The organism is Acidimicrobiales bacterium, assembly GCA_035547835.1.
Classification (GTDB): domain Bacteria; phylum Actinomycetota; class Acidimicrobiia; order Acidimicrobiales; family Iamiaceae; genus DASZTW01.
This window is the reverse complement of record DASZTW010000007.1, coordinates 269,509-292,498: the sequence shown is the minus strand read 5'-3', so window position 1 is coordinate 292,498 and position 22,990 is coordinate 269,509. Positions and strand designations below refer to the sequence as shown.

Genomic DNA, 22,990 nt, shown 5'->3' with positions numbered 1-22,990 from the left:
TCAGTCTCTCCAGCGATAGCGGAAGTACGGCACCGCGATCACCAACAGGCCGATGGTGACGATACCGAGCAGGAGCAGCGCAAGATCCGCGCCACCGCTCGTGGCACGGGGCGCCGGCGCACCGGTCTGGATCGAAGCCAGCGCCGCCGGGGTGGCGCTGCTCGCCCCAGCCGGGCCCGTGAGAGCTGCCTTGGGCGCTTCCGCGTCGGCTTCGGTGGGCTGGATCACCTGCGCGCCGTACAGGGGCTTGAAGCCGGCTTGGCTCACGGCCGGAGCGCCGTTGCCGTACACGTTGCGGCACGCCGCCCCCATCTTGATCGGCGACACCGGCAACTTCGTCGAGTACGACGCCGCCGGTGGTTGCGCAGGTGGGATCAAGGTCCGGACCCGCAGCCACGTCTGGTCGTCGCGGGTCGGCGCGTTGAGACCCAAGTCCTTCGCGTAGCCCTGCGGGGAGATCTTGTCGACCAACCCGAAGAACTGGAGGTTCAGCCGCAGCCCCGTCGACAGGTTGGCCAGCGTGCTGCCCTGCAGGAACTGGCTGAGGTCGGCGACGTCGGAGAGGATGCAGGTGAGGTTGGTGCGGTTTGCCTGGATCACGCTGTCGCCGACGGTGCCGAGGCTCGTGAGGTCGTCGAACAGCTTGACCAAGTCGTAGCGACGGTTGGCGAGCAGCTGGGTGAGGGCGTGGGTGCGCTCGAGTCCCGACTGGAGCTGCGCGCCGCTGTCGGCCAGCCCGTTCAACAAGGTGGGCGAGGTGGCCAGGAGCTGACGGAACGAATCTTGATGTTGCAGGTACGCGTGGGAGAGCGTCGTCAACGAGTCGACGATCGACTTGAGATCGTCGGCTCGGCCGCTCAATCCCACCGCGGTCTCGTGGATCAGCTGGTTCAGGTCGCCGGTCGGGAGGTTGTCGAGCAGCCCACGCACGTCGTCGAGCACCTGACCGACATCGGGCGGGACGGCGTCGGTCTTGGCAATGGGGATGTCGGCGCCGTTGGGCAGTTCGCCTCTGCCGCCATCGGTCGTGGTGAGGTCGATGCGCTGCTCACCCACGGGGCTCGAGCGGATCACCCGTGCCACGACGTCGGCCGGCACGTGGGTGCCCTTGTCGAAGGACATCGAGACCTTCACGCCGTTCTCGCCGAGCTTGATCGACGTGATCTCCCCCACCGGCACACCCTGCAGGCTGACGAGGAAGTGGGGGTGCAGGCCGCCGGCCGACGGGAACGTGGCGACCGCCTTGCGGTGGTGCTCGAGCGGGTTGCCGAAGAGGTCGACGATCCCGTACAGGACCAAGAGGACCGCGACGATCAAGAACGCGGCCAAGTTGATGGCGATGCGACGGGAGATCACTTGGTGGCTCCCTGATATGGCCCGCAGCTGTTCACGGGATCGTTGGGATCTTCGCCGCCGCCGGGAAGGCCGCAGATCACGAAGTCGTTCATGGTCTGCGCGAAGTCCTGGCCGTCGACGCCCTTGATCAGCGTCTGGTTGTGGGCGGGCAGGTACTTCAAGATGTTGCCGAGGGCGTCTTGTTGCTTGGCGACCTCGTCGGTGAGCACCCGCAAGGTGTGCGTCTGGAGGACGATCCGATCGAAGTTGTCGCGGATGAGGCTGGTGCTCTGGCGGGCCAAGTTGTTGAGCGATGACAGCAGATCGAGGAAGTGGTTCGACTGGTCCGACAGGATCTGGGTGGTCTGTGCGAGGTTGGTCAACAGCTGGGCATTGGCCGCGGAGTTGGGCGCGAGCGAGTCCGTCAACGTCTTGACGTCGTGAACGAGGTTGGTGATCGTGCCTGTGCGCGTCACGTAGCCCTTGGCCACGGTGTCGAAGTCGTCGAGGATCTGGCGGAGCTGCGGTCCGCGCCCACCGAACGCCTTGGCGCCCTCGTCGATGAGGACGGCGATCTGGTCAGCGGACAGGGCGGCGAACAGGTCGGTCCCCGAGGAGACCAGCTCCTCGACGTCGGGGACGGCGACACCCGAGAGCTCCTGCCCGTCGTGCAACAGCTCTGAGCCGGCGCCGTTGGCCGGCACCAGCTCCACGAACTTCTCGCCCAGTGGAGTGGAGCGGCGGATGCGGACGCTCACGTCAGCAGGCACCTTCGCCGACTTCTTGACCGACAACGTGAGGCGGGCCTTGGTCTGGGTCTTGTCGAGCGAGATCCTGGTGACGTTGCCGATAGGGATGTCGGAGATCTCGACCGGCGCTCCGCTCGCCATGTCACCCACCCCACCGTTGCCGCCGCTCGGATCGTCGCCGATCGTCGCGTACACCTTCACGGTGGCCGGACCACCCATCGGCCAGCACGCGGTCAGCCCGACGCACGCGAGCAAGAGGACCACGAGGGTCGCCAGCGGGCGCAACCGCCGCAGGCGGTGCAGGTCGGGTCGGCGCATCACGAGCCCCCCAGCGTGCCGAGGGCGTTGACGAGGGAGTCGGTCAGGCCTTCCAGCGCCAAGTTCGAGCTGGTACCGGTGAGCAGCGGGCGCGCGGTGCGCAGCAGCGCGTCGGGCGCCAGCGAGCCGGCGCGGATCTGGTTCAACTTGTCAGGGATCTGCGCGACCGGAAGCTTGCCGAGCGCCAGGATCTGCTCTGGCGTGAGGGTCATCAGCGCCTGGAGCTGGTCGGAGCTCAGCGAGCTGATCACTGGCATGACGTCGTTGGTCAGGTGCGACAAGGCGTCGCGCTGATCGGCGTTGAGGCCGAGCGACGACAGGTCCAGGCCCGAGGTGGCCGACGCGCTTGCTCTCGCGGGCGAGGTGGTGGAGGCAGCCGGGGTCGACGTGGTCGCCGCAGCCGTCGTGCTCGCCGGCTGGGTGCCGTTGACGCCGGGCAGCTTGCCGAGGAGGCCCGGGATCTGGCTGATGATCGAGTTGAACGGTGACGTGGCGGGGTCGGAGCAGGTCGCGATCTGCAACCGGCGGCACAGCCCAGAGATCCGGTCGCGAAGGCGGTAGGCGATGATTTCGCTGGTGTAGCCGGCGCTGACCTGGGTGTTGAGCGTCAGCGCGTTGTGCTGCGAGTCGTATGCGCGGCCAGCCGCGTCGAACAGGCGAACGGTCGAGCTGAACAGGACTTGGAGCGAGTCGAAGTTCCGGTCGACGGTGCGGGTCACGTGGGTGAGCTGCTCGACATCGAACGGCAGCTTCGCGGCGTGCTGCTGGAGCAGGTCGGTGACCTCCGAAGCCAGCGCATCGGTGTTGGTGATCGTCGTGTTCAAGTTGCCCTGGTTGTCGGACAGCACACCGGCCAGCAGGTTGTAGTCACTGATCAGCTTCTGGATCTCACCTGTGTGCCCCTGGAGCGCGGTGGTCAGCGTGCTGAGCGAATCGAGGATGTCGCCCAGCTCACCGCTCTTGTCGGCCAACAGCTGCAAGGTGCCGGCGCCGCTGTCGATCAGCCGGTTCAGCGACTCACCCTGGCCCGCGAGCAGGCTCGACAGGCTGGTGACCAAGTTCGAGGCGGTCTTCGGGTCGATGGAACCCGTGAAGTCCTGCAAGCTCCGCAACAGCTCGTCGAACTCGGCGGGGACCTTCGTGTGGCGGATCTCATCGCCTGCTTGCAGCGCCGGGCCTCCGGTGTAGACGGGGGCCAGCTGGACGTAGCGCTCACCGAGCAGCGAGGCGGGCACCAGGGCGGCCGTCGCGTCGGCCGGCACCTTGGTGCCGGACTTGACGCGCAACGTCACCACGACCTGGTCGCCGACGTTGCGGATCTTGGTGACCTGCCCGACGGAAATGCCTTGGACCCGGACGGTGGAGTTCGGGTACAGGCCGATGGCCCGCGAGAACGTGGCAGTGACGTCGTAGCCCTTCGGCGGCGAGCTCAGCGAACAGGCCGGCACCAACGCGGCCACGACGACGACGAACAGCGCGATGGCGAGCCGCGTCGCGCCGCGGTGTCGCCGTGCACGAGTGCCCCGATGGTGGGAGCGCGTCACAGAAGCGGTCATGGCGTGAGCATCGGGGCGTAAGCAGCGGACAAGGGAACGGCGGAGCCGTTGATCTTTGCGCTGGCGGCGCCGCCGGTGGCATTGGACTGCACGCCGCCGGGCACGGGCCCGGTCCGCTGGTTGCACGGCAGCGGGTCGTTGCCGACGGCCAAGTCGAGGGCGCGGTCGATCAGGCCGCACGCCCCGTACAGCGCGTCAGGGTCGGCAGGGCCGAGGAGCTGCGCGTAGATGTTGGCCCAATGGTTCGAGTAGTCGTCGGCGCCCGAGTAGCCGACCGACGCGAAGCCCTTGATCGCGTCCGAGAGGAACGACACCGACTCGGCCAGGTCGCCCTGATGGCGGCTCAAGATCACCAGGTCGTTGTGCAGCTCGTCGAGCACGTTGTCGAGGTCAGGGCGGTTCTCCTTGACCAGCTTGGTGAGCCGCTGCGTGGTGTCGGCGGTGCTCGCCAGCAAGGTGGCGAGCTCGTCGCGGCGCTCGACGAGCAGCGTCGCCACCCTGTCGAGTTGCTGCACGGCACCGACGAGATCCTGGTCCCGGTCGGCGAGCGTGGAGGTGAGCGTGCGGGCCGAGTCGATGAGCTGGCGGGCCTCACCCTGGCGGGAGTTCACCACCGTGGTAAGGCGGTCGAGGCCGTCGAGCAGCTGCGCGACCTCGTCGTGCTTGCCCTGCGAGACCGCCGTCAAGTTGGCCATGAGCTGGTTGAGGCCCTTGGCATCGCTCTTTTCGAGCAGCGGTGTGCTGATGTCCTGCAGGTCGAGCAGGTCGATGGGCGTCTCCGTCTTGGTGATGACCGCACCCGACTTCAGCAGGTGGCTCCAATCGTTGCCGGTCACCAACGTCACGGACTTCGAGCCGAGCAGGGTGTCGACTTGGATCGCGGCGCGGGTGTCGACCGGCAGCTCGGTGCCGTTGTCGACCTTCAGCTTGATGCGCACTTTCGAGCCGTGGGCCTTCACCGACGCGACGGTGCCGACATCGATCCCCGACACCTTCACACGGTTGTTCGGCTGGATCCCGGCTGCGTCGGAGAAGTCGCCGTAGACCGTGTACTGCGACTTGAAGAAGCCGCCGTTCAGCAGCAGCGCCGCACCCGTGCCGACCACGATGAACAGCACCACGAGGCCGCCGATGATGTACGGGTTCCGCTCGGTGAACGCCTTCACCGGGCTCCTCCCGCGACGGCGCCGACCACCTGGCCGAGACCGATGGAGTCGCTCGACCCGCTCGACTTCGCCGCCGCGCCGGCTGAGCTGCTGGGCAGCGCCGATGACAGCAGGTCGGCCATCGTGCACGGCGCGCTGACGAGCGCTCCCTTCGGGCTGTCACCCGCGATGCACGTCACGATGGATCGAACTTGGAACCACTGCCCGCTGCGGGAGATCCGGAAGTAGCCGAGCGCGCCTTGCGGCAGCGTCGACAGGCCGGCATCGAGGTCGGAGTGGTGCTTCGCAAGGGTGTTCACGATGGTCTGCAGGTTCGTGATCGCCTGCGTGAAATCGCCCTCGTTCTTGTTCAGCAGCGACTGGACCTGCTGGTTCAAGGTGGTGAAGTCATCGAGCAGCGAGGTGATCGTGTTGCTGTTGTCGGCAAGCGTGCCGCTGAGGTTGCGCAAGTTCTCGATGGTGGCCACCAGGTCCTGGTTCCGTGACGCCAGCGAACCCACCACCGTGTGCAAGTTGTCGATCACCGTGCCGACGTCGGTGTCGAGACCACCCACGGTGTTGGCGATCTTCGAGGCGTTGGTGAGCAGGTCGCGCACCCGCACGTCGTTGCCGTCGAGGGCCTGGTTGAGCGCGTCGACGAACTGGTTGGCCTTCTCCGGGTCGATGGCCTGCAGGACGGGTCCGACGGTGTTCAGGAACTGGCCGATCTCGGCCGAGCTCACTTCGTTGGTGCAGCGGCCACCCGAGTGGGCATTGCGGCACGACGACAGCGTGCTACCGCCTTTCAAGGCGGGACCGGAGGTCGGTGGGTACAAGTAGAGGTACTTCTGGCCGAGCAGGTTGCGCCAGCGCACGGCGACTTGCGTGCCTTTGCGCAGCTTCACGTTGGACTTCACCTGGAACGTGACCACCGCGTGGCCGTGGTCGAGCTTGATGCTGGTGACCTTGCCCACCTCGACACCGGCGATCTTCACGGAGTCGTTGTCGAGCAATCCCGTGACATCAGAGAGCTGGGCCTTGTACGAGTGCGTCTTTTCGAGGAAGTGGATGTTGCCGATCAGCGAGATCAGATAGAGGAGCACTGCCAGGCAGGCCATGGCGTAGACGACCAGCCGCAGGCCGATGCGGCCGGTGTGACCCACCAAGGCCTTGCGGATGCGGCTCAGGATCCTCACGAGCCACCGCCGAGCAGGCGCGAGATGAAGCTCGACAACGGTGCCGGCTTGCTTTGATCGGGTGTGCCGATCGCGCCGTACACCTTGTCTTGGAAGTTCGGTGCCGTCGCCTGCAACGACGTGGAGGGCGATGCCGTAGCGGCCGGCGCCGACACCGCAGGGGCGACGGTCGTCGGGTTGGCGTACGCGCTGCAGTCGATCTTGCCGCCCGACGCGGTGGCCAGCAGTCCGAGGAGCTGGTTCTGGAGCGCTTCGATCGGCGCCTCGGGCGGGCCGATCACGCCGCACAGCAGCGTGGCGATGTCCTTGAAGTCGGCGATCTGCTTGAAGTAGGCGAACTTCGTGCCGTCCGGGAGGGTGTCCTCGCTGGCGCCACTGCCGAACTTGTACAAGTAGCGCGACAGCCCGTAGATCGTCTGGCCGATCTGGTCGTGCTGCGCGAGGACGACCCGCGAGATGTTGTCGCCATTGGCCAAGATGCGGTCGAGGTCGGGACGGTTCACCGAGATGAGGCTGGCCAGGTCGTTGGCGAACGGCCGGAAGGTGGTGAGGGCCTTTTCGAACTGGGCCCGCGCATCGTTGAAGGTGGGCAGGGCGACGTTGAGGTCGTTGCTGATCGTGTTGAGTGCCGGGCCGAGGTTCTTGATCGACGACTGGAACCGGGCGAACGCGTCGAGCGCCTGGAGCTGCGCGTCGATCGTCTGACCGAACGAGTTGGCGGCCTGCACGCCGACTTCGAGGTTCTGGGCGATCTTGTCGCCCTCGCCGCGGTTGAACCGGGCGAGCTCGTTGATCAGCGTCTTGAGGTCGTCGGTGTTGATGCCGCTCAGCAGCGTGTTGGCCGTCCCGATGAGCTGCTCGACCTCTTCGCCGGAGCTGGTGGCCGCCAAGTGCGATCCGTTGCCGAGCCAGGGCTGATCATGGCGCCCGTCTTGGGCCTGGAGGTCGACGAACTTGTCGCCGAAGAAGGTGTTCGGCGCGATGACCGCCTTCACGTTCGAGGGGATCTTGCGGTTCTTGCCGATCGCGAGCTTGATCTGCACGCGGTGGTCGTCGAGGAGCTTGATGCTCTTGACCTTGCCGACCGTGACGCCGAGGTACTTGACGTCGCTCCCCTTCTTCAGCGCCTGGCTGGCGCGGGGAAAGGTGCCCGACACGATCATGTCGTCGCTGAAGTAGCCGTAGACGCCGCGCAGCGCGACAGTCACACCGGCCACGACCAGCACCGTCACGGCCAGTGCGGCGATCACGCGATACGCCTTGCGAAGGTCGCTGCCGCCCCTCATGTGTGGATCCCGAAGACTCGGAACGCCGGCATCCAACCCACGATGCGCGCCGTCTCGGTGTTGCCCCAGAACACGATCGACAAGAGCAGGTTCAACAGCGTTACGACGATGATCGACAAGCGGATCGCGCGGCCGGCGGCCTGACCCACCGCAGCCGGTCCGCCGTTCGCGTAGTAGCCGTAGTAGCAGTGGATCAGCGTCACCGCCACGGCGAACAACATCGCTTTGAGGAACGAGTAGAAGATGTCCTGGGCCGGCAAGAAGTAGCGGAAGTAGTGGTTGTACTGGCCCGCTGACAGGTGGAACACCACTTTGGTGACGATCAGCTTGGTGGCGAGGTAGCTGGAGAACAGCGCAGCCAGGTACAGCGGGATCATCGTGATGATCGACGCCCACACGCGGGTGGTCACCAGGTACACGAAGCTGTCGACGCTCATGACCTCGAGCGCGTCGATCTCGTCGGAGATCCGCATGGCACCGAGCTGGGCGGTGAACCCTGCGCCCACCTGCGCCGCCAGCGCCACGCCCGCGATCAGGGGCGTGATCTCCCGGGTGTTGGCGACGGCTGAGATGATGCCGGTGTAGGCCTCGGCGCCGATCTGTTGGAGTGCGGCGAAGCCCTGGAGGCCGACTTCGGTGCCCGTGAAGAACGCCATGAAGACGATCACGAAGAACATGCCGCCGCCGACGATCAAGGCACCCGCCCCGATGGTCATGTCGGCGATGAGGTTGACGATCTCCTTGCGATATCGCAGTCCCCGGGGCAGCGACTTGAGGATCCGGCCGTAGAACACGAAGTGGTCGTAGACCTGTGCCAGCGGGCCGGCCGCTCGCTCGACGGGCCGGGCGACACGACCGACGACCTTCGACTCCGCCTCCCGGAAGGCCGCGCGGGGCGGCTCCGGTGGCAGGAGCGGTTCTTCGGTCGTCAGCGCCACGTCAGGCCAGCTTCTGCGGGACGAAGTTGAAGTAGATGGCCGTGAGCACGAAGTTCACGAAGAACAGCAGCACGAACGTGACGACCACGGCCTGGTTCACCGCGTCGCCGACACCCTTGGGACCGCCCTTGCAGGTCAGCCCCTTGTAACAGGCCACCACGCCCGCGATGAAGCCGAAGATGGCGGCTTTGATCAGCGCCATCCACAGGTCCGCGAGCTGCGACAGCTCGTTGAAGGAGGCGAAGAAGCTCGAGGAGGTGACGCCGATGATGTTCACGCCGAAGAACCAGCCGCCAGCCAGACCTGCCGCCGTGGTGACGGCGTCGAGCAGCACGGCGATGACCACAGCGGCCCAGATGCGGGGCATCACCAGACGCTGGATCGGGTTGACGGCCATCACGCGCATCGCGTCGATCTCGTCACGGATCTTGCGCGCGCCGAGGTCGGCCGTCATGGCGGAACCACCGGCGCCGGCGATGAGCAGGGCCGTCGCGATCGGGGCCTGCTCACGAACGCACGCCAGGACCATGGCCGAGCCCAGGTGCGCGCTGGCGCCGAGTTGATTGAGGAGGTCGCCGACCTCGAGGGAGATCACCATGCCGAAGGGGATGGAGATCAAGATCACCGGCAGCGTGGTGACCTTCGCGATGAACCAGCATTGGTCGAGGAACTCGGCCACCGGCCAGGGTCGTGAGATCGTCTGGCGGACGGCCTCCAGGCCGATCCCGCCCATCGTCCCGGTTTCCCGGAGCAGGTTCTTGACCCTGGAGACGCCAGGGATCGCAACTGCCACGGCTACACCGTCATGATGCCCCGAGCCTCTGACTCCTTGCGGACCTCCTCCGCACGGGCCAGCGACCGGGCCACCAGCTCCCGCTCGACATCCGTCTCGTCGGTCGCGAGCTCATCCATACCGATCGGTCCTGCCGCTCGACCCGCGAGGAACTGTCGGATGATGGGGTCGTCGCTCGCCACCATCTCGTCCTTGGTGGCGAAGCGCACGAGGCCCGACCGGAAGAGCACACCGATGTAGTCGGCGGTCCGCATCACCGACGGGATGTTGTGGGTGATGATGAAGAAGGTCGCGTTGACCTCTTCTTGGAGCAGCCGCGTGAGCTCGTCGAGGTAGGACACACGCACCGGGTCCAGCCCGGAGTCGGGCTCGTCGAAGAACACGATCTCGGGGTCGAGCACGAGGGCCCTCGCCAGCCCCGCGCGCTTGCGCATGCCGCCGGAGATCTCGCCGGGCAGCTTCTTCATGTGATCGAGCAGGCCGACGAGGCTGGCCTTCTCCATCACCACTTCGCGGATGTCCTTCTCGCTCTTCTTCGTGTGCTCGCGCAGCGGGAACGCAATGTTGTCGTAGAGGTTGAGGGATCCGAACAGGGCGCCGTCCTGGAAGAGCACCCCGAACTTGCGGCGCACGCGGTACATGTCCTTCTCCCGCATGCGGACGGTCTCTTCGCCGTCGACCCAGATCTCACCCCGATCGGGACGCAGCAGCCCGATGATGTTCTTGAGGAGGACCGACTTGCCCGTGCCGGACGGGCCCATGATGGCGCTGATCTTGCCGCGAGGGATGTCGAAGCTGATGTCCTGGAGCACCGTGTGCGAACCGAAGGACTTGGTGACCCCTCGGAGCGAGATGATTGCGTCGGTTGTGGTGTCGCTCACGTTCGGGTTCACCCCCGCGGGCACGATTGGGAGCGGAGACCCGGGTCCCCTACCTGACCTGTGCCCGACTTGTTCCGGTTGCAACGGATTCGCCGCCCCGGAACCGTAGCAATGTCGCACCGCACCCATGAGCATTCGCCGTGTGGCCCGGCGAACCTTCCACTGCGGCGAGGCCGTGGGCCCACCCCCGCGCTGGCGCGGGGCTCAAAACTGGCATCGGGGGCCGGATGACCCGACCCCCGATGACCCGCAGTCTCCGCCCGCGGGCGCGCCACGTGGCTCAGAAGCGCTGACGGAAGGCGAGCACACCCTCGACGTAAGCCACCGTGTCGTTGTACATCCCCCGGCTCGTGACCGAGTCGAAGCCCTGGTAGTAGGACGCGACCGCGGTCCGTACGTCGCCGCCTGCCCGCCCCAGGAGATAGTGCAGGTACTTGGCCGACATGCGGATGTTGTCGTTGGGGCTCCAGGGGTTCATCGGCAGGCCGATCATGGCGGAGACAAACGCCGTCGTGTTCGGCATGAACTGGCAGATACCGATCGCTCCGGTGCTCGACACGACCGCCGGCTGCCAGCCCGACTCGAGCCAGCACAGGCCCTCGATCAAGTCGAGTGGCACGCCGTAGTACGAGGCCCACTTCTGGAAGATCGGGTGGTACTGCGCATACCGGGCAGGGTCGTTGCGCAGACGGGACGGCAAGCCGCTGCCGACGGTGTAAGAGATCGGCACGCCCGTTCCCGCCGAGCTCACGCTCTGGCCCGGGATGGTGAGGCGCTTGCCGGCGTACACGACATCGGGGTTGTGGATCCCGTTGGCGGCGGCGAGGGCCGAGACCGACACCCCGAAGCGGTGGGCGATCGTCGACAGGTTGTCGCCCGGTGCCACCAGGTAGCTGCCGCCACCCCCTCCCGCGCTGCCGGACCCGCTCGGGATGGTGAGGTACGTCCCGGCATAAATGCGGTCGACGTCGGAGATGCCGTTGGCCGTGGCCAGTGCACGCACCGAGGTCCCGAAGCGAGCGGCGACGTCGCTCAGGGTGTCGCCGCGGCGCACGAGGTAGCGGCTTGCGTCTGCTGCCGCCACACCTGCGGGGGCCAGCACGGCGAGCACGGTCGTGACCACGACCAGTGCCACCGCCATACGCCGCCCGGCGCGTTTGTATCGAGGTGAAGTAGACGTTGACAGCGACACGCGAAGAACCTCCCGGGTTCTCCGCCCGCCAGGACGCCAGACCGTAGAGCCTCGATCCGGGTACGCGCAAGCGCGAGGCGAAGATTTCTCGATCTCCACCTCAGCATCACTGATACTCCATCTCTAGTGGAGAATTACATCATTGTAATCTCTACTAGAGGTTCATGCAAGATCCCCGCCTCAGGTTCCCTTCCCGCGCGCCGCACCGCGGCGCTCCGGGGCCAGGCGTTCGAGCACCGGAGTTGCGCGCAGGTCGACCTGTTGCATGGCCGCGGCCACCGCATGGTGGCCTGCCTGGTCCCGGATCAAGCGCCACATGTCCTGCGCGACGGCTCGGTAGCTGGGGTGGCCCTCAGCGCCGGAACGCAGCTCGATCAGGTGCAGCGCGGCGCGGGCGTTGAGATCCAGCACGAAACGCACTCGGTAGGCGAGTGGCAGCGCGTAGGCCGCTTCCTCCGGGAACGACACGTGCAGGGCCTCATACAGCGCGGCGCCTCGCTCCATCGACTGGTCAAAGGGTGCCCGATGGCCGGCGGCGTCGATGGCATCGGGTCGCTCGAAGCCGTGTCGCGGGCTGAGACGCTGCCACTCCAACGTGAGCATCCGGTGCCGTTGCAGGTCGCGGAAGGCTCCATAGTCAGCCACCACGTCGAAGCGGTAGTGCAGGCGTTCGAGTGCCCGGCCGGGCTTGTGGCGCCGGTTGACCCGCTCCCCCACGTATGCCTCGATCACGGCGCGCCGCTCGTCGATGGTGAGGCGGTGGGCGCGTGCTTCCAGATCGGCCTGCGACAGATGCGACGACGCGAACGCGATCGCCGCCACCAGCTTCACTTCGCCGTCGGGGTCGAAGTCGACGAGGCGCACACCCTGCTCGCCTGGGGTGCCTTCATCGGGAAACATCGCCGCCACGACGTCCTCGGTGGCTTGACGTGTGTCGTGCAAGTACTCGCTCCACCGACCGCCACGTTCGGGCAGGTCGACTCGCTTCAGGAACGACGGGATCACCTTGCGGAGCTCGATCAGCATGAGCTCGCAGTAGCGCCGGGCCTCAGGGAGCGGGTGCGCCCTCATCCGGAGCAGCAGCTGCTCGTACGCCTGACCCGTGCCGTAGATCCCGACGTTCGACAGCGATGCCCCGGGCAACAATCCCCTCAAGGAGTCGAACGCCTTCGCCCGGATCGCCTGGCGATGCACGAAGTCGGACTCCCCGGGTTCTTTGGGGAACTCCGCTCGGAAGAACTCCTGCATCGGTGCGAGGAGCTGCGCGTACGTGTCGAACATGCGATCCATGTCGCCCACGTAGCGGGTGCCGAGCGGTGAGGCCAGCACAGCCGGGTCTCGATAGAAGCGGTACCGGCCACCGAGGCGGGCGTCGTAAGCGATGTAGCGAGTGGACTGCTCGAGGTACGACATGAGCCGCCCCCACTCCAGCACCTTCGTGAGCAAGTTCGATGCCTGCTCACAGGCGAGATGCACGCCGCCGAGCTGCGCCACCGAGTCGTCGCCGTACTCGAGGAACACACGGTCGTACAGCTCTTCGGCCCGTCGCAGCCCGACAGTGGCATCGACTCCCTGGTCGCCGCTGATGTCGAGGTCGCCTACGAACTCATCGAGGAAGAGGCGACGGAGGCTCTTCGGTGAGCGGGCGTACCGGGCGAAGAGCGCGCCCTTCACGACTTCGGGGAGGTTCACGAGCGCGAACACCGGGCCGTCGAGGTTCGTGAAGTACCGCCGGAGGACTTCGGCTTCTTCTGCGGTGTACTCCTCGGCGACGTAGACAGCCACGGCGGCCGACTTTACGATCTGCCCCTCACCAGCCCGCGGATCCGGCCCCGGTCTGATTGGCCGAGTTCCGTCAGTTGACGGAATCGCCGAACGAGGAGCGTGCCGCGGCGAGGACGTCGGGCCGGCACCACAAGTCGACGATGGTCATCGCCATGGCTTTGGCGCCGTCGAGCACGGCCGCGTCGGCCCGCTCAGACCCAGTCCAGGTGGCGAACTCCTCGGTGTGGATCGACACACCCGACGGCGCAACGCCGATCATCGGGTGGATCGACGGCACCAGATGACTGACGTTGCCCATGTCGGTGCTGCCGACCACCCGGGCGGCCCCGGAGGGATCGACCACGGTCCGGCCCAGACGTGCTGCGTTGGCGACGTAGCAGTCGACCATCGGCGGGTTGTCGACCATGTCGTCGTACGGCGGATAGATCCACCTGTGTTCCATCGTGCAGCCGGCCGCGTCGGCGCCGGCCTGCAGGCAGGCAAGCACCCGCTCCTTCAAGGGGTGAAGTGTGGCGACCAGCGGCGAGCGCACGAACCAGTGGGCGGCGGCACGCTCCGGCACGACGTTCGCTGCGGTGCCGGCCTCGGTGAAGATCCCGTGGACCCGCTCGCCCGGCTCGATGTGCTGGCGGAGCGCGGCGACGTTCAGGTAGCCGAGCACTGCTGCGTCGAGTGCGTTGCGTCCCAGGTGCGGTGCCGCTGCCGCGTGCGACGCCCGGCCGTGGTACGTGACCTCGAGCTGGTGGACGGCGATGGTGTCCATGCGCGTCAGGTCGGCATCCGCCGGGTGGATCATCATCGCGGCGTCGACCCCCTCGAGGGCGCCCTTGTCGACCATCAGCTGCTTGCCCCCGCCTCCCTCCTCCGCCGGAGTGCCGAGGATCACGACCCGCCCGCCCGCGCGGGACGCCACCGCGGCGGCAGCCAGTCCCGCCCCCACTCCCGCGGTCCCGATCACATTGTGGCCGCACGCGTGACCGATGCCAGGGAGGGCGTCGTACTCGCACAGCACGGCGACCGAAGGGCCCGTCTCGCCAGCCCGGGAGCGGAACGCGGTGGGCAGGCCGAACGCACCGCGATCCACTTCGAGCCCGTCCCCCTCGAGCAGATCAGTCAAGACGTCGTGTGCGTGGTGCTCGTCGAAACCGAGCTCAGGATGCGCGTGCAGCTCCCGGGCTGCGGCGCGCAACTTCTCGGCTCGCTCGTCGACCGCGGCGCACACCCGGTGCTTGAGCTGCTCGATGTCGATGCCGGTCACGACACGCTCTCGCTGTGGCGCAGCACGATCTTGCCGAGTTGCTGTCCGGCCCGGAGCCGTTCGAGGGCGGCGGGATACTCGTCGATGCCGAGCACCTCGTCGACCACCACGGCAAGGCCCTGTTCGACCATGGCGGTCACCTGGGCGAACTCCTCGTAGCTGCCCATGGTGGACCCGATGATCTCGAACTGCTTGAAGAACAGGCGAGGCAACGAGAGGGTGACGTCCTGGCCCGACGTGCCGCCGCAGACCACCATCCGCCCGCCGGGCTTCAGCGCTTTGACCGAACGATCCCACGTGGCCGGCCCGACGCTCTCGACCACGACGTCGGCTCGCACGGGCCAGTCGGCGTCGGACCGGAAGCCGCCTTCGGCTCCGAGGTCCGTGGCCCGTGTGAGCTTCGTGTCGGACGTCGAGGTCACGAACACCCGGGCACCGAGATGCGCGCCGAGCGCCAGCGCGGCCGACGCCACACCCCCGCCGATGCCGACGACCAGCAGGGTCTCGCCGGCGCGCAGTCGCGCCCGACGCAACATCCGCCAGGCCGTGAGGTGGCACAGCGGGTAGGCCGCAGCTTCCTCCCAACCGACCATGGCGGGCTTGGCCACGATGTTGCGCGCCGGGACCACGACGCCCTCGGCGTGGCCACCCCACCGTTGTTCGCCCAGGATCTGCAAGCTGCGCCCGAGCGGTGCGTCGTTGCCGTACGCCACGATGTCGGCCACCGACGACACGGCCGGGTTGATCACCACCTCGTCGCCGATGGCGATGCCGTCGACCCCCGGACCTACGGCTTCGACGACACCGGCCACGTCGCACCCGGGGACGTGCGGCAAGTGCGGCCGCGGCTGGCCGGACATCACCCACAAGTCCATGTGGTTGAGCGCCGACGTGACGGGTCGGACCTGCACTTCCCCCGTTGCGGGCCCGGGCAGTTCGATAGAGCCGCGGCGGTATGTGCCGGGCGACTCGTCCAGGATCCACGCGTCCATGGCAACGGACGGTAGCGGAGGGCAGACGACCCGCCCGCGCTCAGAGGTAGCCGACCAGCGCGTCGGGCAGGACGGTCAAGGAGGCAGCTGTGGCGCGCCCGAGCCGCTCGCCGTCGAGCCAGATGTCGAGGGGGCGAGCGAAGTCGAGGTCGACGCTCGCCATTCGGCGCACCGTGATGGAGGGGTGCGGCAGGTGCGTGCCGGTCGGCAGACGGGAGCGCGCCTTGAGGCGGTCGTTCAGGTGGAGGTTCGCCTCGAGCACGTCGACGAGGCCGTCGTCGGGGTGCGATCGGGGCGCGACGTCCCAACGCCCCAACCACTCGGCGTTCATCGCCGCGACCACCGGACCGCGCCACCAACCTCGCCGAGCCACGAAGTGGGCGACGAACACGCGCTCTTGCCCGTCGATCGTCGCTTTCACCGCATCCAGTGGCAGGCGCATGACCACGCCGTCGGGTCGCGCGTGACTCGGCATGGGCGCACCCATCGTGCGGGCGAGATCGCCCGCACGGAGCGCCAGGGGCGGCGGCGGCGTGCCGCGCAACAGCGCGTCCTCGACGGCCAGCCGGGCGGACCGATCGTCGGTGACCACCACGGCCTCGGCTGGCACCTCGGCGACCGCGCTCCCCCACGGCTCGCCTCTGCGAATCGTCATTCGGGCTCGCTCCCGGCATCGGGCTCATCGTCGTGCGCGCCGCCGGGGAGCGCGACGGCGGCAGCCACGACCCCGCGGAACAGGCGGCGGCTGGCTTCCCGGGCTGCGTCGCGGGTGGAGGCGTCGGGTGCGACCTCGCCGACTTGGCGGAGCAAGTCGATCAGCTGCTTCATGTTGCGGACGAAGTCACCGGGCGACAGCTCGTCGTGCTCGAGGACCTGTTCGAGCGGTGCGCCCTTCGCCCAGGCGCGGGTGGCGGCGACCAGAGTGGCATCCGGTGGTCGGGTGGCGGGGAGGTCGCGCGTGAGCTCCTCAGCGACCAGCGCCTTGGCCCGCGCTTCGATCTCGCCGTAGCGGTCACGCAAGCGTGCGTTCGGAAAGCGGGGCGGCGCGGGCGGCACCCGCGATCGGTGCTCATAAGTGAGGCATGAAGCGAGGCCGGCGAGGTCGTCGGCATCGAGACCATCGAGCATGCCGTCGGTGAGGACCTCGCAGACCAGCAGATCCGACTCGTGGTACAAGCGACGCAGCAGCTCGCCCCGCTCCGTGAGCTGCCACCCCTCGGCGAACCCCCGCGCCACCATGATCTCGAGAACCCGGTCGAAGCGAGCTGACAGCGACTGGTGGTGTCCGCCCACGCGCCGGTCGAGGTCGGCCAGCTCGCGCCGGAGCCGATCGCCGCGCTCCAACGCTCGGAGGTGCCGGCCGCGGTCGGGGCAACGGGCCACCGGATGGTCCAGCTGGTCTTCGTGGCTGCGTCGATGATGGGCGCCACGGCCCTTCCCGCCGTACGGACGCGGACCGCCCCGCCGGCCCGAGCGCACCCGGGCGCGGCGCAGTTCATCGGCAGCCTCCCGGCAGAAGCTGGCGCTGTGCGGCCGGTAAGGGGTGGGCAGGGTGATCTCCCCGATCACATCGGGCAGCCGATCGAAGTCGTCGGCGGTCAAGTTGCGCACGCGTCCCTGGGTGGTGACCGCGCGCAGCTTGACCGCGCCGCCCGATCGAAAGCCCACGCTCAGCACGGCGAGGCGTCCGTGCGGCGCTGCAGCGCGAAAGACGTCGCCGGGCTTCATCCGCGCGATCGCGTCGACGATGTGGGCCGGGGTCGCGCCACGGTGGTCTCCCGCGGCCTCCACAACCAGGCGTCGGTACTCCTCGACGTCGCCTCGATCGCATTGGGCCTCGGCATCGGCCCGGGCGAGCAAGCGGGTGAGATCCGCGCGTCGGGCTTCGAGCTGCACCACCGTTGTGTCGGCTTGGAACTGCGCGAACGACGAGTTCACCAGACGGTGGGCTTCGCCACGGTCGTAGCGACGTACGAGGTTGGCGGCCATGTTGTAGGTGGGACGGAACGCCGATCGCAGCTCGAACTCACGACTCGACGCGAGCGCGGCGACCTGGCCGAAGCCGACGAACGGTGACCACAGCACGAGCGCGTGACCCACGTCGTCGATCCCACGCCGCCCGGCACGGCCGGTGAGCTGCGTGTACTCCGCTGGGGTGAGGAACTCGTGGGTCTCACCAGTGAACTTGGTGAGCGCCTCGATCACCACGGAGCGGGCCGGCATGTTGATGCCGAGCGCGAGGGTCTCGGTGGCGAACACCGCTTTCGCCAGACCTTGCACGAAGCAGCTCTCGACCGCTTCCTTGAAGGCCGGCACCATGCCCGCGTGGTGAGCGGCGATGCCCTGTTCGAGACCGTGCAGCCAACGGTCGTAGCCAAGTACGTCGAGGTCGTGATCCGACAGGTGGGCGGTGGCGGACTCGACCAGCGCCCGGATGCGTCGCCGCTCGTCGGGGGAAGTCAGTCGCACGCCCGCGTCGACCACCGAGCGGGCGGCCTCGTCGCAACCGTTACGGCTGAACACGAAGTAGATCGCCGGCAAGAGGTCGCGGTCGTCGAGGTGTTCCACCACTTCGAGGCGGCGGGGCGTGCGGAAGCGATGCCGGGGCCGACCGCGCGTGCCACGTGGGCCTCGCAGGCGGTCGGAGTCGTACTCGGTGCCGTGCGGGTTCGGCCGGCCGTCGACCAGGGTCGGCACTTGTTGCAGAGAGTCGGCGAGCCGGTCGGCCACCAAGTAGTGGTTGTACAGGGCGACCGGTCGCCGCCACTCGGTGACCACGTCGGTCGGGCCCCGCACCGTCTCGATCCACGCGGCCAGACGGTCGGCGTTGGAGATCGTGGCGGAAAGGCAGACCAACCGGATCGACGGTGGTGCGTGGATGATGACTTCCTCCCACACCGGGCCGCGGTAGGCGTCCTGCAGGTAGTGGACCTCGTCGAGCACCACGAACTCGAGGCCGTCGAGGTTCGATGACCCGGCGTAGATCATGTTGCGCAGGACCTCAGTGGTCATGACCACTACGTCCGCGTCGCCCCGAATGGCGTTGTCACCGGTGAGCAGACCGACACGGTCCGCGCCGAGTACCGCGCGCAAGTCCGCGAACTTCTGGTTCGACAGGGCTTTGATCGGCGTGGTGTAGAAGACCTTTCCGCCCGCGTTCAGGGCGACGTCGATGGCGTGCTCGGCCACCACCGTCTTGCCCGCACCGGTGGGTGCGGCGACCAGCACCGAGCGCCCGGCGTCGATCGCCGCGAACGCCGTCTCCTGGAAGGGGTCGAGTGCGAAGTCGTGACGGAAGCGGTTGACCGGTGCCATCACCGGCCGGCTCTCGCCTGACGGCGTTGCACCAACAGCCCGATCGCGGCCGACCCGAAGTAGAAGACCCACAGCGGGACGGCGAGGAAGAACATCGAGAACGGATCAGAGCTCGGCGTGATCAATGCCGCCAGGATCGCAATGACCACCAAGCCATACCGCCATTGGCGGAACAAGGTCTGCGGACGGACCAGGCCGACCCCCTGGGCCGTGATCAAGATGATCGGGAACTGAAACGCGGCCCCGTAGATCAACATCATGTACAGGATCAGGCGTAGGTACTTCGAAGCGCTGTAACCGGTGACGAACCCGCTCCCGGCCACGTTCCCGAGCCACTGCAAGGCGACGGGGAGGGTGTAGTACGCCACGATCGCGCCGCCGGCGAACAGCACCGAGCCTGCGCCGACGAAGACCAGCGCGTAGCGCTTCTCGTTCTTGTAGAGCCCGGGGGCCACGAAACGCCAGAGCTGCCACAAGATGACGGGCATCGCCACCAGCAAGCCGAGGTAGCTGGACACCCGAACCCGGAGCAGAAGGCCTTCGAGAGGGTCGGTGAACAGCAGCTTGCCGCCGGTGATCGAGTTCTTGCAGTCGTTCCCGTGGCACAGTTCGCGCAGCGGGTGGATCAGCCAGTGGATCACCGGGTCGAACAGGAACCAGCCGGCCACCACGCCGATGGCCACGGCGACGAAGGCCTTGAGGAGGCGGCCGCGCAGTTCGACCAGATGCTCTCGCAAGGTCATCTCACCGGCCGGCGTCGACGGCTCAGCGTCGGGGGCGCGACGGCGGGCCCACTGCGGAATGACGGAGCTCATCGATGGCAAGGCGAGCGCGCGATGTCAGTGGAAGCCAGGCCGGTCGGCCTCGCTGGTCGCGGACGGGAACACCCATGGCGGGAGCGGGCCAGCCGCGGAAGGTCCACGGTCGGAGTTCGGTGTGCCGGCGGGTCGCGGCTGGGGCGGTGCTTCGTTGAGCTCGGGTGCGACGCCCCCCAGTTCGTCCGTGGCGACGGGCGCGTCGGGCGCGACCTCATCGGTCGGCGACTCGACGGCTCCGTTCTCCGACGCGGCTGGCGAGGACGGCGGCACGGATGGAGACGACGCCGCTTGCTCCCCCAACGACAGCTCCCGCTGGAAGGTCTTCATGGGCTCGTCGAGCACTTGGCGGAGCTCGCTCTGGAACCCACCCGACATCCGGCGCGCGGTGCCGAGCCACTCGCCCAGCTTGCGGGCCACTTCCGGTAGCTTGTCAGGCCCGAGCAGCACCAGCGCGAACACGAGGACCACGAGGATCTTCTCGGGACCCAGGTTGAAACCCACGATGGCAGCCTACTGGCGGTCGTCGAGCCGCCTGGCCGACGCGCGCAGCGCCTGGTCGACTCGGTCGAGCGCCTGGCGTCGCCGCGCCACCCGCGCCACCGCCTCCCCGACCGCCGACTCGTGGCGGTCGAAGCGCCGCGCCGCCCACCAGCCGACCCCGGCCGCCAGCACCACCACGATGGTCGGGATCCACCACCACAGAGCCATCTCGGTCACCTCAGGGCCCGCGTCGCCGTCGAGTGCCCGCCTGGGACTTTCAGCGGACCTCGACCCTCGGCCGACTGCTCGACAGGGTGTCCAGCGACCACGTCGACCGGCTGGTCGCAGCGATCACAAGAAGCCGACCCGGCTGATCGGCCACACCTTGATGAAGGCACGCCCCACGATGCTGCTCTTGTGAATCGGTCCGAAGCAGCGGCTGTCAGTGGAGTTCGTGCGGTTGTCGCCCATGACGAAGACATCACCCTTGGGGATCTGGTACGTGGCCGGGAACGCGGCGCACGACAGCACCAGGCTCGGCTTGCCGTGCGTGTAGGACTCCTTGAGGCGCTTCCCGTTGACATAGACCGCACCATCGCGGAACGCAATGGTGTCGCCGGGCAGCGCGATGACCCGTTTGATGAGGTCCTTGATCTTGTCGGACTCCGTGCAACTCGCCCACTCCGGCACGTCCGCGCCTTTGCAGGTGGGCCGGTCGAACACGACGATGTCGCCGTGGTGCACGCCGTGCGCCTTGTAGCTGAGCTTGTTGACCAGCACGCGGTCGTTGATCTTGAGGGTCGGCTCCATCGACCCAGACGGGATGTAGTACGCCTGGAACAAGAAGGCCCGGACCACCACGACCACGATCACGGCGCCGACCACGACGATCCCCCACTCGGCGATGGCTCGCTGGGTTCGGCTCATCCGGTGCTTCTGCGGCGTGCCGCCGGACGTGCTGCCGGCTCCGTCCGCCGGAGCGTCGGGGTCCTGGCCGGGCTCGTGGGGTTGGTCGGTGCCCGCGAAGTCAGTCACGATCGGAGGACGCTATCGCGTCGTCATAGCGGCGAAGTACCCGCGCGGCCGCCTCCGCGGCGACGTGCGGGCTGCCGAGACGGTCGTCGATGTCGACCACCGTGGCGTCCGGCCCGAGCGTCAGCAGGAGGCGCTCGAGCCAGGGTCGTGCCGTCACCGCCAGCACCACCCGGAGCGAGCCGTCGGGCCGCTCCTCGAACGCATCGGCTGGGTAGTTCTCCACCACCCACCGCACCTGCGGCGACAGATCGAGCGTGACGCGGGGCATGTCGGGGCTGGGGTTGAACACCACCCCCGGGGCGAACTCGGCCGGGATCTCGAAGTCCTCGTCGAGCACTCGGCTGCTGCTGATCCGGTCCAGCCGGAACACCCGCTCGCCGTTGGCGAGGCGGCAGTGGCCCGACACGTACCAGTTCCCTTCGTCGGACCACATGCGCCACGGCTCGACGACCCGCGTCGTGCGTTCGTCGCGCCCGAAGGAGAAGTACTCGATCTCGAGCGGGTGCTGCTCGCTGATGGCCCGTTGCACCGCGTCGAACGCCTCCGTGGGCGCGTCGCCGAGGTCGACGTCGAGATCCTGCGGGTCGAGCCCGAGGACCGTCGCGACTTTGGCGAGGCCGGTCGCCAGCGGGCCATCGGGGTCGGCCCCGGGGAGCGAGCGCGCTGCGGCGCCAGCCGCCACCACCGCCAGCCCTTCGGGGTTGGTCAACCGCAAGGGTCGGTCGAACATTCGGGGGTACGTGACCCACACGCGCTCGTCGTCGAAGATCACCTCGATCAGCTCGTCCGGCGAATAGGGCGGGAGACCCACGAACGAAGCGACGTTGAGGTCTTGCAGAAGGCCGGCGCGCTCGAGTCCGAAACGAGCGGCCACGTCGTCGATCAGAGGGCCGTCATTCGCCGCGATCCACGGAAGGACGGTGAGGATGCGTGCGAGTCGGTCCGATGCCGTTGGCCGTGTCATGGGCCGGCTTCGATCTCGCGCAGCCAATCGGCAACCGCCGCGCGCAGCTCCGGGGGCGACAGCACTTCGGCGTGTTCGAGGAAGCCCAGCACGAACGAACGAAACCCGTCGGGGTTGCGCACTTCCATCCGCAACACCACCGAGCCGTCCGGCCGTGTGGTCTCGACCGCTTCGGGACCGAGCTGTTGGACGGCAAGCGGCGCCTCGGCGGCGTCGACCGCGAAGCGCGCTTCCATCGCGGACCCCTCTCCCACCAGCCACGGTTCGAGCGCCGGCGCCACCCCACCATCGGCGGGTCGCTCGAACGCGCCGGGCTCCCCCACGAGGCGGGCCTCGCCTTCGACCCGGTCGAGACGGAAGACCCGGTCGGCGTCGCGGGAGCGGTCGAAGCCCGTGACGTACCAACGACCGCTGTCGTTGACCAACCGATGCGGCTCCACTTCGCGATCGGTGTCGTGGTAGCGGAACGCCACCGCTTGACGAGCTCGAATGGCACCGAACAACGTCACGACGGCGGGGTCGGCAACCAGCGGCTGGACCGCCGCGGTGGCGTCGCCGGTGCCGTCCTCGGCCACGGTGCCCCCCAACTTCCACAGCGCTTCGAGGCCACGGAGCCCTTCGAGGCGAACGAGCGACGTCGCCAAGTGGAGCGCGGCGAGCTCCTCGCGGGTCAGGCCCGGGTCGGGCAGGTAGTACTCATCCTTGAGGATCCGGTAGCCGTCGATGGTGCGCCGACCGACCGCGACGGACTCGATCCGCAGCGGCACGCCGAGCTCCCGCAAGTCGTCCTTGTCGCGCTCGAATTGGCGGCGCGCGCTGGCCGCGTCGTCGGGATAGCCCTCGAGGCGGTGGCGCAGGTCGGTCCAGGTCAGTGGATGCTCGGCGTCGAGCAAGATCGCGGTGAGGTTCATCAACCGCTCGAACTTGTCGACCCGCTCAGCCATCGCTTCCTCC

At 67.9% G+C, this 22,990-nt stretch carries 21 protein-coding genes; all 21 read right to left on the bottom strand.

All coding sequences use genetic code 11. From position 1 onward, the window contains the following. A complete protein-coding gene (locus VHA73_08375; protein HVX18036.1) occupies positions 1–1,356 on the bottom strand; it encodes an MlaD family protein in 1,356 nt (451 codons plus the stop codon). Continuing rightward, positions 1,353–2,402 (bottom strand): MlaD family protein, encoded by a 1,050-nt coding sequence (locus VHA73_08370; protein ID HVX18035.1) that lies wholly within the window; start codon positions 2,400–2,402, stop codon positions 1,353–1,355. Before VHA73_08370 ends, VHA73_08375 begins: the two co-directional genes overlap by 4 nt. Further along, a complete protein-coding gene (locus VHA73_08365; protein HVX18034.1) occupies positions 2,402–3,958 on the bottom strand; it encodes an MlaD family protein in 1,557 nt (518 codons plus the stop codon). Before VHA73_08365 ends, VHA73_08370 begins: the two co-directional genes overlap by 1 nt. Then, positions 3,955–5,124 (bottom strand): MCE family protein, encoded by a 1,170-nt coding sequence (locus tag VHA73_08360; GenBank protein HVX18033.1) that lies wholly within the window; start codon positions 5,122–5,124, stop codon positions 3,955–3,957. Before VHA73_08360 ends, VHA73_08365 begins: the two co-directional genes overlap by 4 nt. Further along, entirely contained in the window at positions 5,121–6,299 is a 1,179-nt protein-coding gene (locus tag VHA73_08355) for an MlaD family protein (protein ID HVX18032.1), read from the bottom strand. The genes VHA73_08360 and VHA73_08355 overlap by 4 nt, the downstream gene beginning before the upstream one ends. Then, positions 6,296–7,585, bottom strand: coding sequence for an MlaD family protein (locus VHA73_08350; protein HVX18031.1), 1,290 nt, complete (start codon positions 7,583–7,585; stop codon positions 6,296–6,298). The genes VHA73_08355 and VHA73_08350 overlap by 4 nt, the downstream gene beginning before the upstream one ends. Continuing rightward, positions 7,582–8,523, bottom strand: coding sequence for an ABC transporter permease (locus VHA73_08345; GenBank protein HVX18030.1), 942 nt, complete (start codon positions 8,521–8,523; stop codon positions 7,582–7,584). The genes VHA73_08350 and VHA73_08345 overlap by 4 nt, the downstream gene beginning before the upstream one ends. Before the next feature lies 1 nt (position 8,524). Beyond that, complete coding sequence (locus VHA73_08340; protein ID HVX18029.1) at positions 8,525–9,316, bottom strand: ABC transporter permease; 792 nt, start codon at positions 9,314–9,316, stop codon at positions 8,525–8,527. A gap of 2 nt (positions 9,317–9,318) precedes the next feature. After that, entirely contained in the window at positions 9,319–10,197 is an 879-nt protein-coding gene (locus tag VHA73_08335; protein HVX18028.1) for an ABC transporter ATP-binding protein, read from the bottom strand. Between the two features lie 280 nt (positions 10,198–10,477). Further along, positions 10,478–11,338, bottom strand: coding sequence for a LysM peptidoglycan-binding domain-containing protein (locus tag VHA73_08330; GenBank protein ID HVX18027.1), 861 nt, complete (start codon positions 11,336–11,338; stop codon positions 10,478–10,480). 231 nt (positions 11,339–11,569) lie between these two features. Further along, positions 11,570–13,174, bottom strand: a complete 1,605-nt coding sequence (locus tag VHA73_08325; protein ID HVX18026.1) for an FAD-dependent thymidylate synthase — start codon at positions 13,172–13,174, stop codon at positions 11,570–11,572. Positions 13,175–13,244: 70 nt separating this feature from the next. Further along, positions 13,245–14,432: a M20 family metallopeptidase gene (locus tag VHA73_08320; GenBank protein HVX18025.1), complete on the bottom strand. Its 1,188-nt coding sequence runs from the start codon at positions 14,430–14,432 to the stop codon at positions 13,245–13,247. Beyond that, complete coding sequence (locus VHA73_08315; GenBank protein ID HVX18024.1) at positions 14,429–15,424, bottom strand: zinc-binding dehydrogenase; 996 nt, start codon at positions 15,422–15,424, stop codon at positions 14,429–14,431. The genes VHA73_08320 and VHA73_08315 overlap by 4 nt, the downstream gene beginning before the upstream one ends. A 40-nt stretch (positions 15,425–15,464) precedes the next feature. Beyond that, positions 15,465–16,079: a hypothetical protein gene (locus VHA73_08310; protein HVX18023.1), complete on the bottom strand. Its 615-nt coding sequence runs from the start codon at positions 16,077–16,079 to the stop codon at positions 15,465–15,467. Next, the gene (locus tag VHA73_08305; GenBank protein HVX18022.1) at positions 16,076–18,739 is read right to left on the bottom strand and encodes a DEAD/DEAH box helicase; all 2,664 of its coding nucleotides are present in this window, start codon (positions 18,737–18,739) and stop codon (positions 16,076–16,078) included. The genes VHA73_08310 and VHA73_08305 overlap by 4 nt, the downstream gene beginning before the upstream one ends. Then, positions 18,739–19,554: a twin-arginine translocase subunit TatC gene (tatC, locus tag VHA73_08300; GenBank protein HVX18021.1), complete on the bottom strand. Its 816-nt coding sequence runs from the start codon at positions 19,552–19,554 to the stop codon at positions 18,739–18,741. Before tatC ends, VHA73_08305 begins: the two co-directional genes overlap by 1 nt. A 24-nt stretch (positions 19,555–19,578) precedes the next feature. Beyond that, on the bottom strand, positions 19,579–20,058 hold the full coding sequence (locus VHA73_08295) for a twin-arginine translocase TatA/TatE family subunit (protein HVX18020.1): 480 nt from the start codon (positions 20,056–20,058) through the stop codon (positions 19,579–19,581). 9 nt (positions 20,059–20,067) lie between these two features. Next, positions 20,068–20,265 carry a hypothetical protein gene (locus VHA73_08290; protein HVX18019.1) on the bottom strand — a complete coding sequence of 66 codons (198 nt, stop codon included), beginning with the start codon at positions 20,263–20,265 and terminating at the stop codon, positions 20,068–20,070. A gap of 123 nt (positions 20,266–20,388) precedes the next feature. Then, positions 20,389–21,072 carry a signal peptidase I gene (gene lepB, locus VHA73_08285; GenBank protein HVX18018.1) on the bottom strand — a complete coding sequence of 228 codons (684 nt, stop codon included), beginning with the start codon at positions 21,070–21,072 and terminating at the stop codon, positions 20,389–20,391. Further along, complete coding sequence (locus VHA73_08280; protein ID HVX18017.1) at positions 21,065–22,036, bottom strand: WYL domain-containing protein; 972 nt, start codon at positions 22,034–22,036, stop codon at positions 21,065–21,067. The genes lepB and VHA73_08280 overlap by 8 nt, the downstream gene beginning before the upstream one ends. Continuing rightward, positions 22,033–22,980, bottom strand: a complete 948-nt coding sequence (locus VHA73_08275; GenBank protein HVX18016.1) for a WYL domain-containing protein — start codon at positions 22,978–22,980, stop codon at positions 22,033–22,035. Before VHA73_08275 ends, VHA73_08280 begins: the two co-directional genes overlap by 4 nt. Between the last annotated feature and the right edge of the window lie 10 nt (positions 22,981–22,990).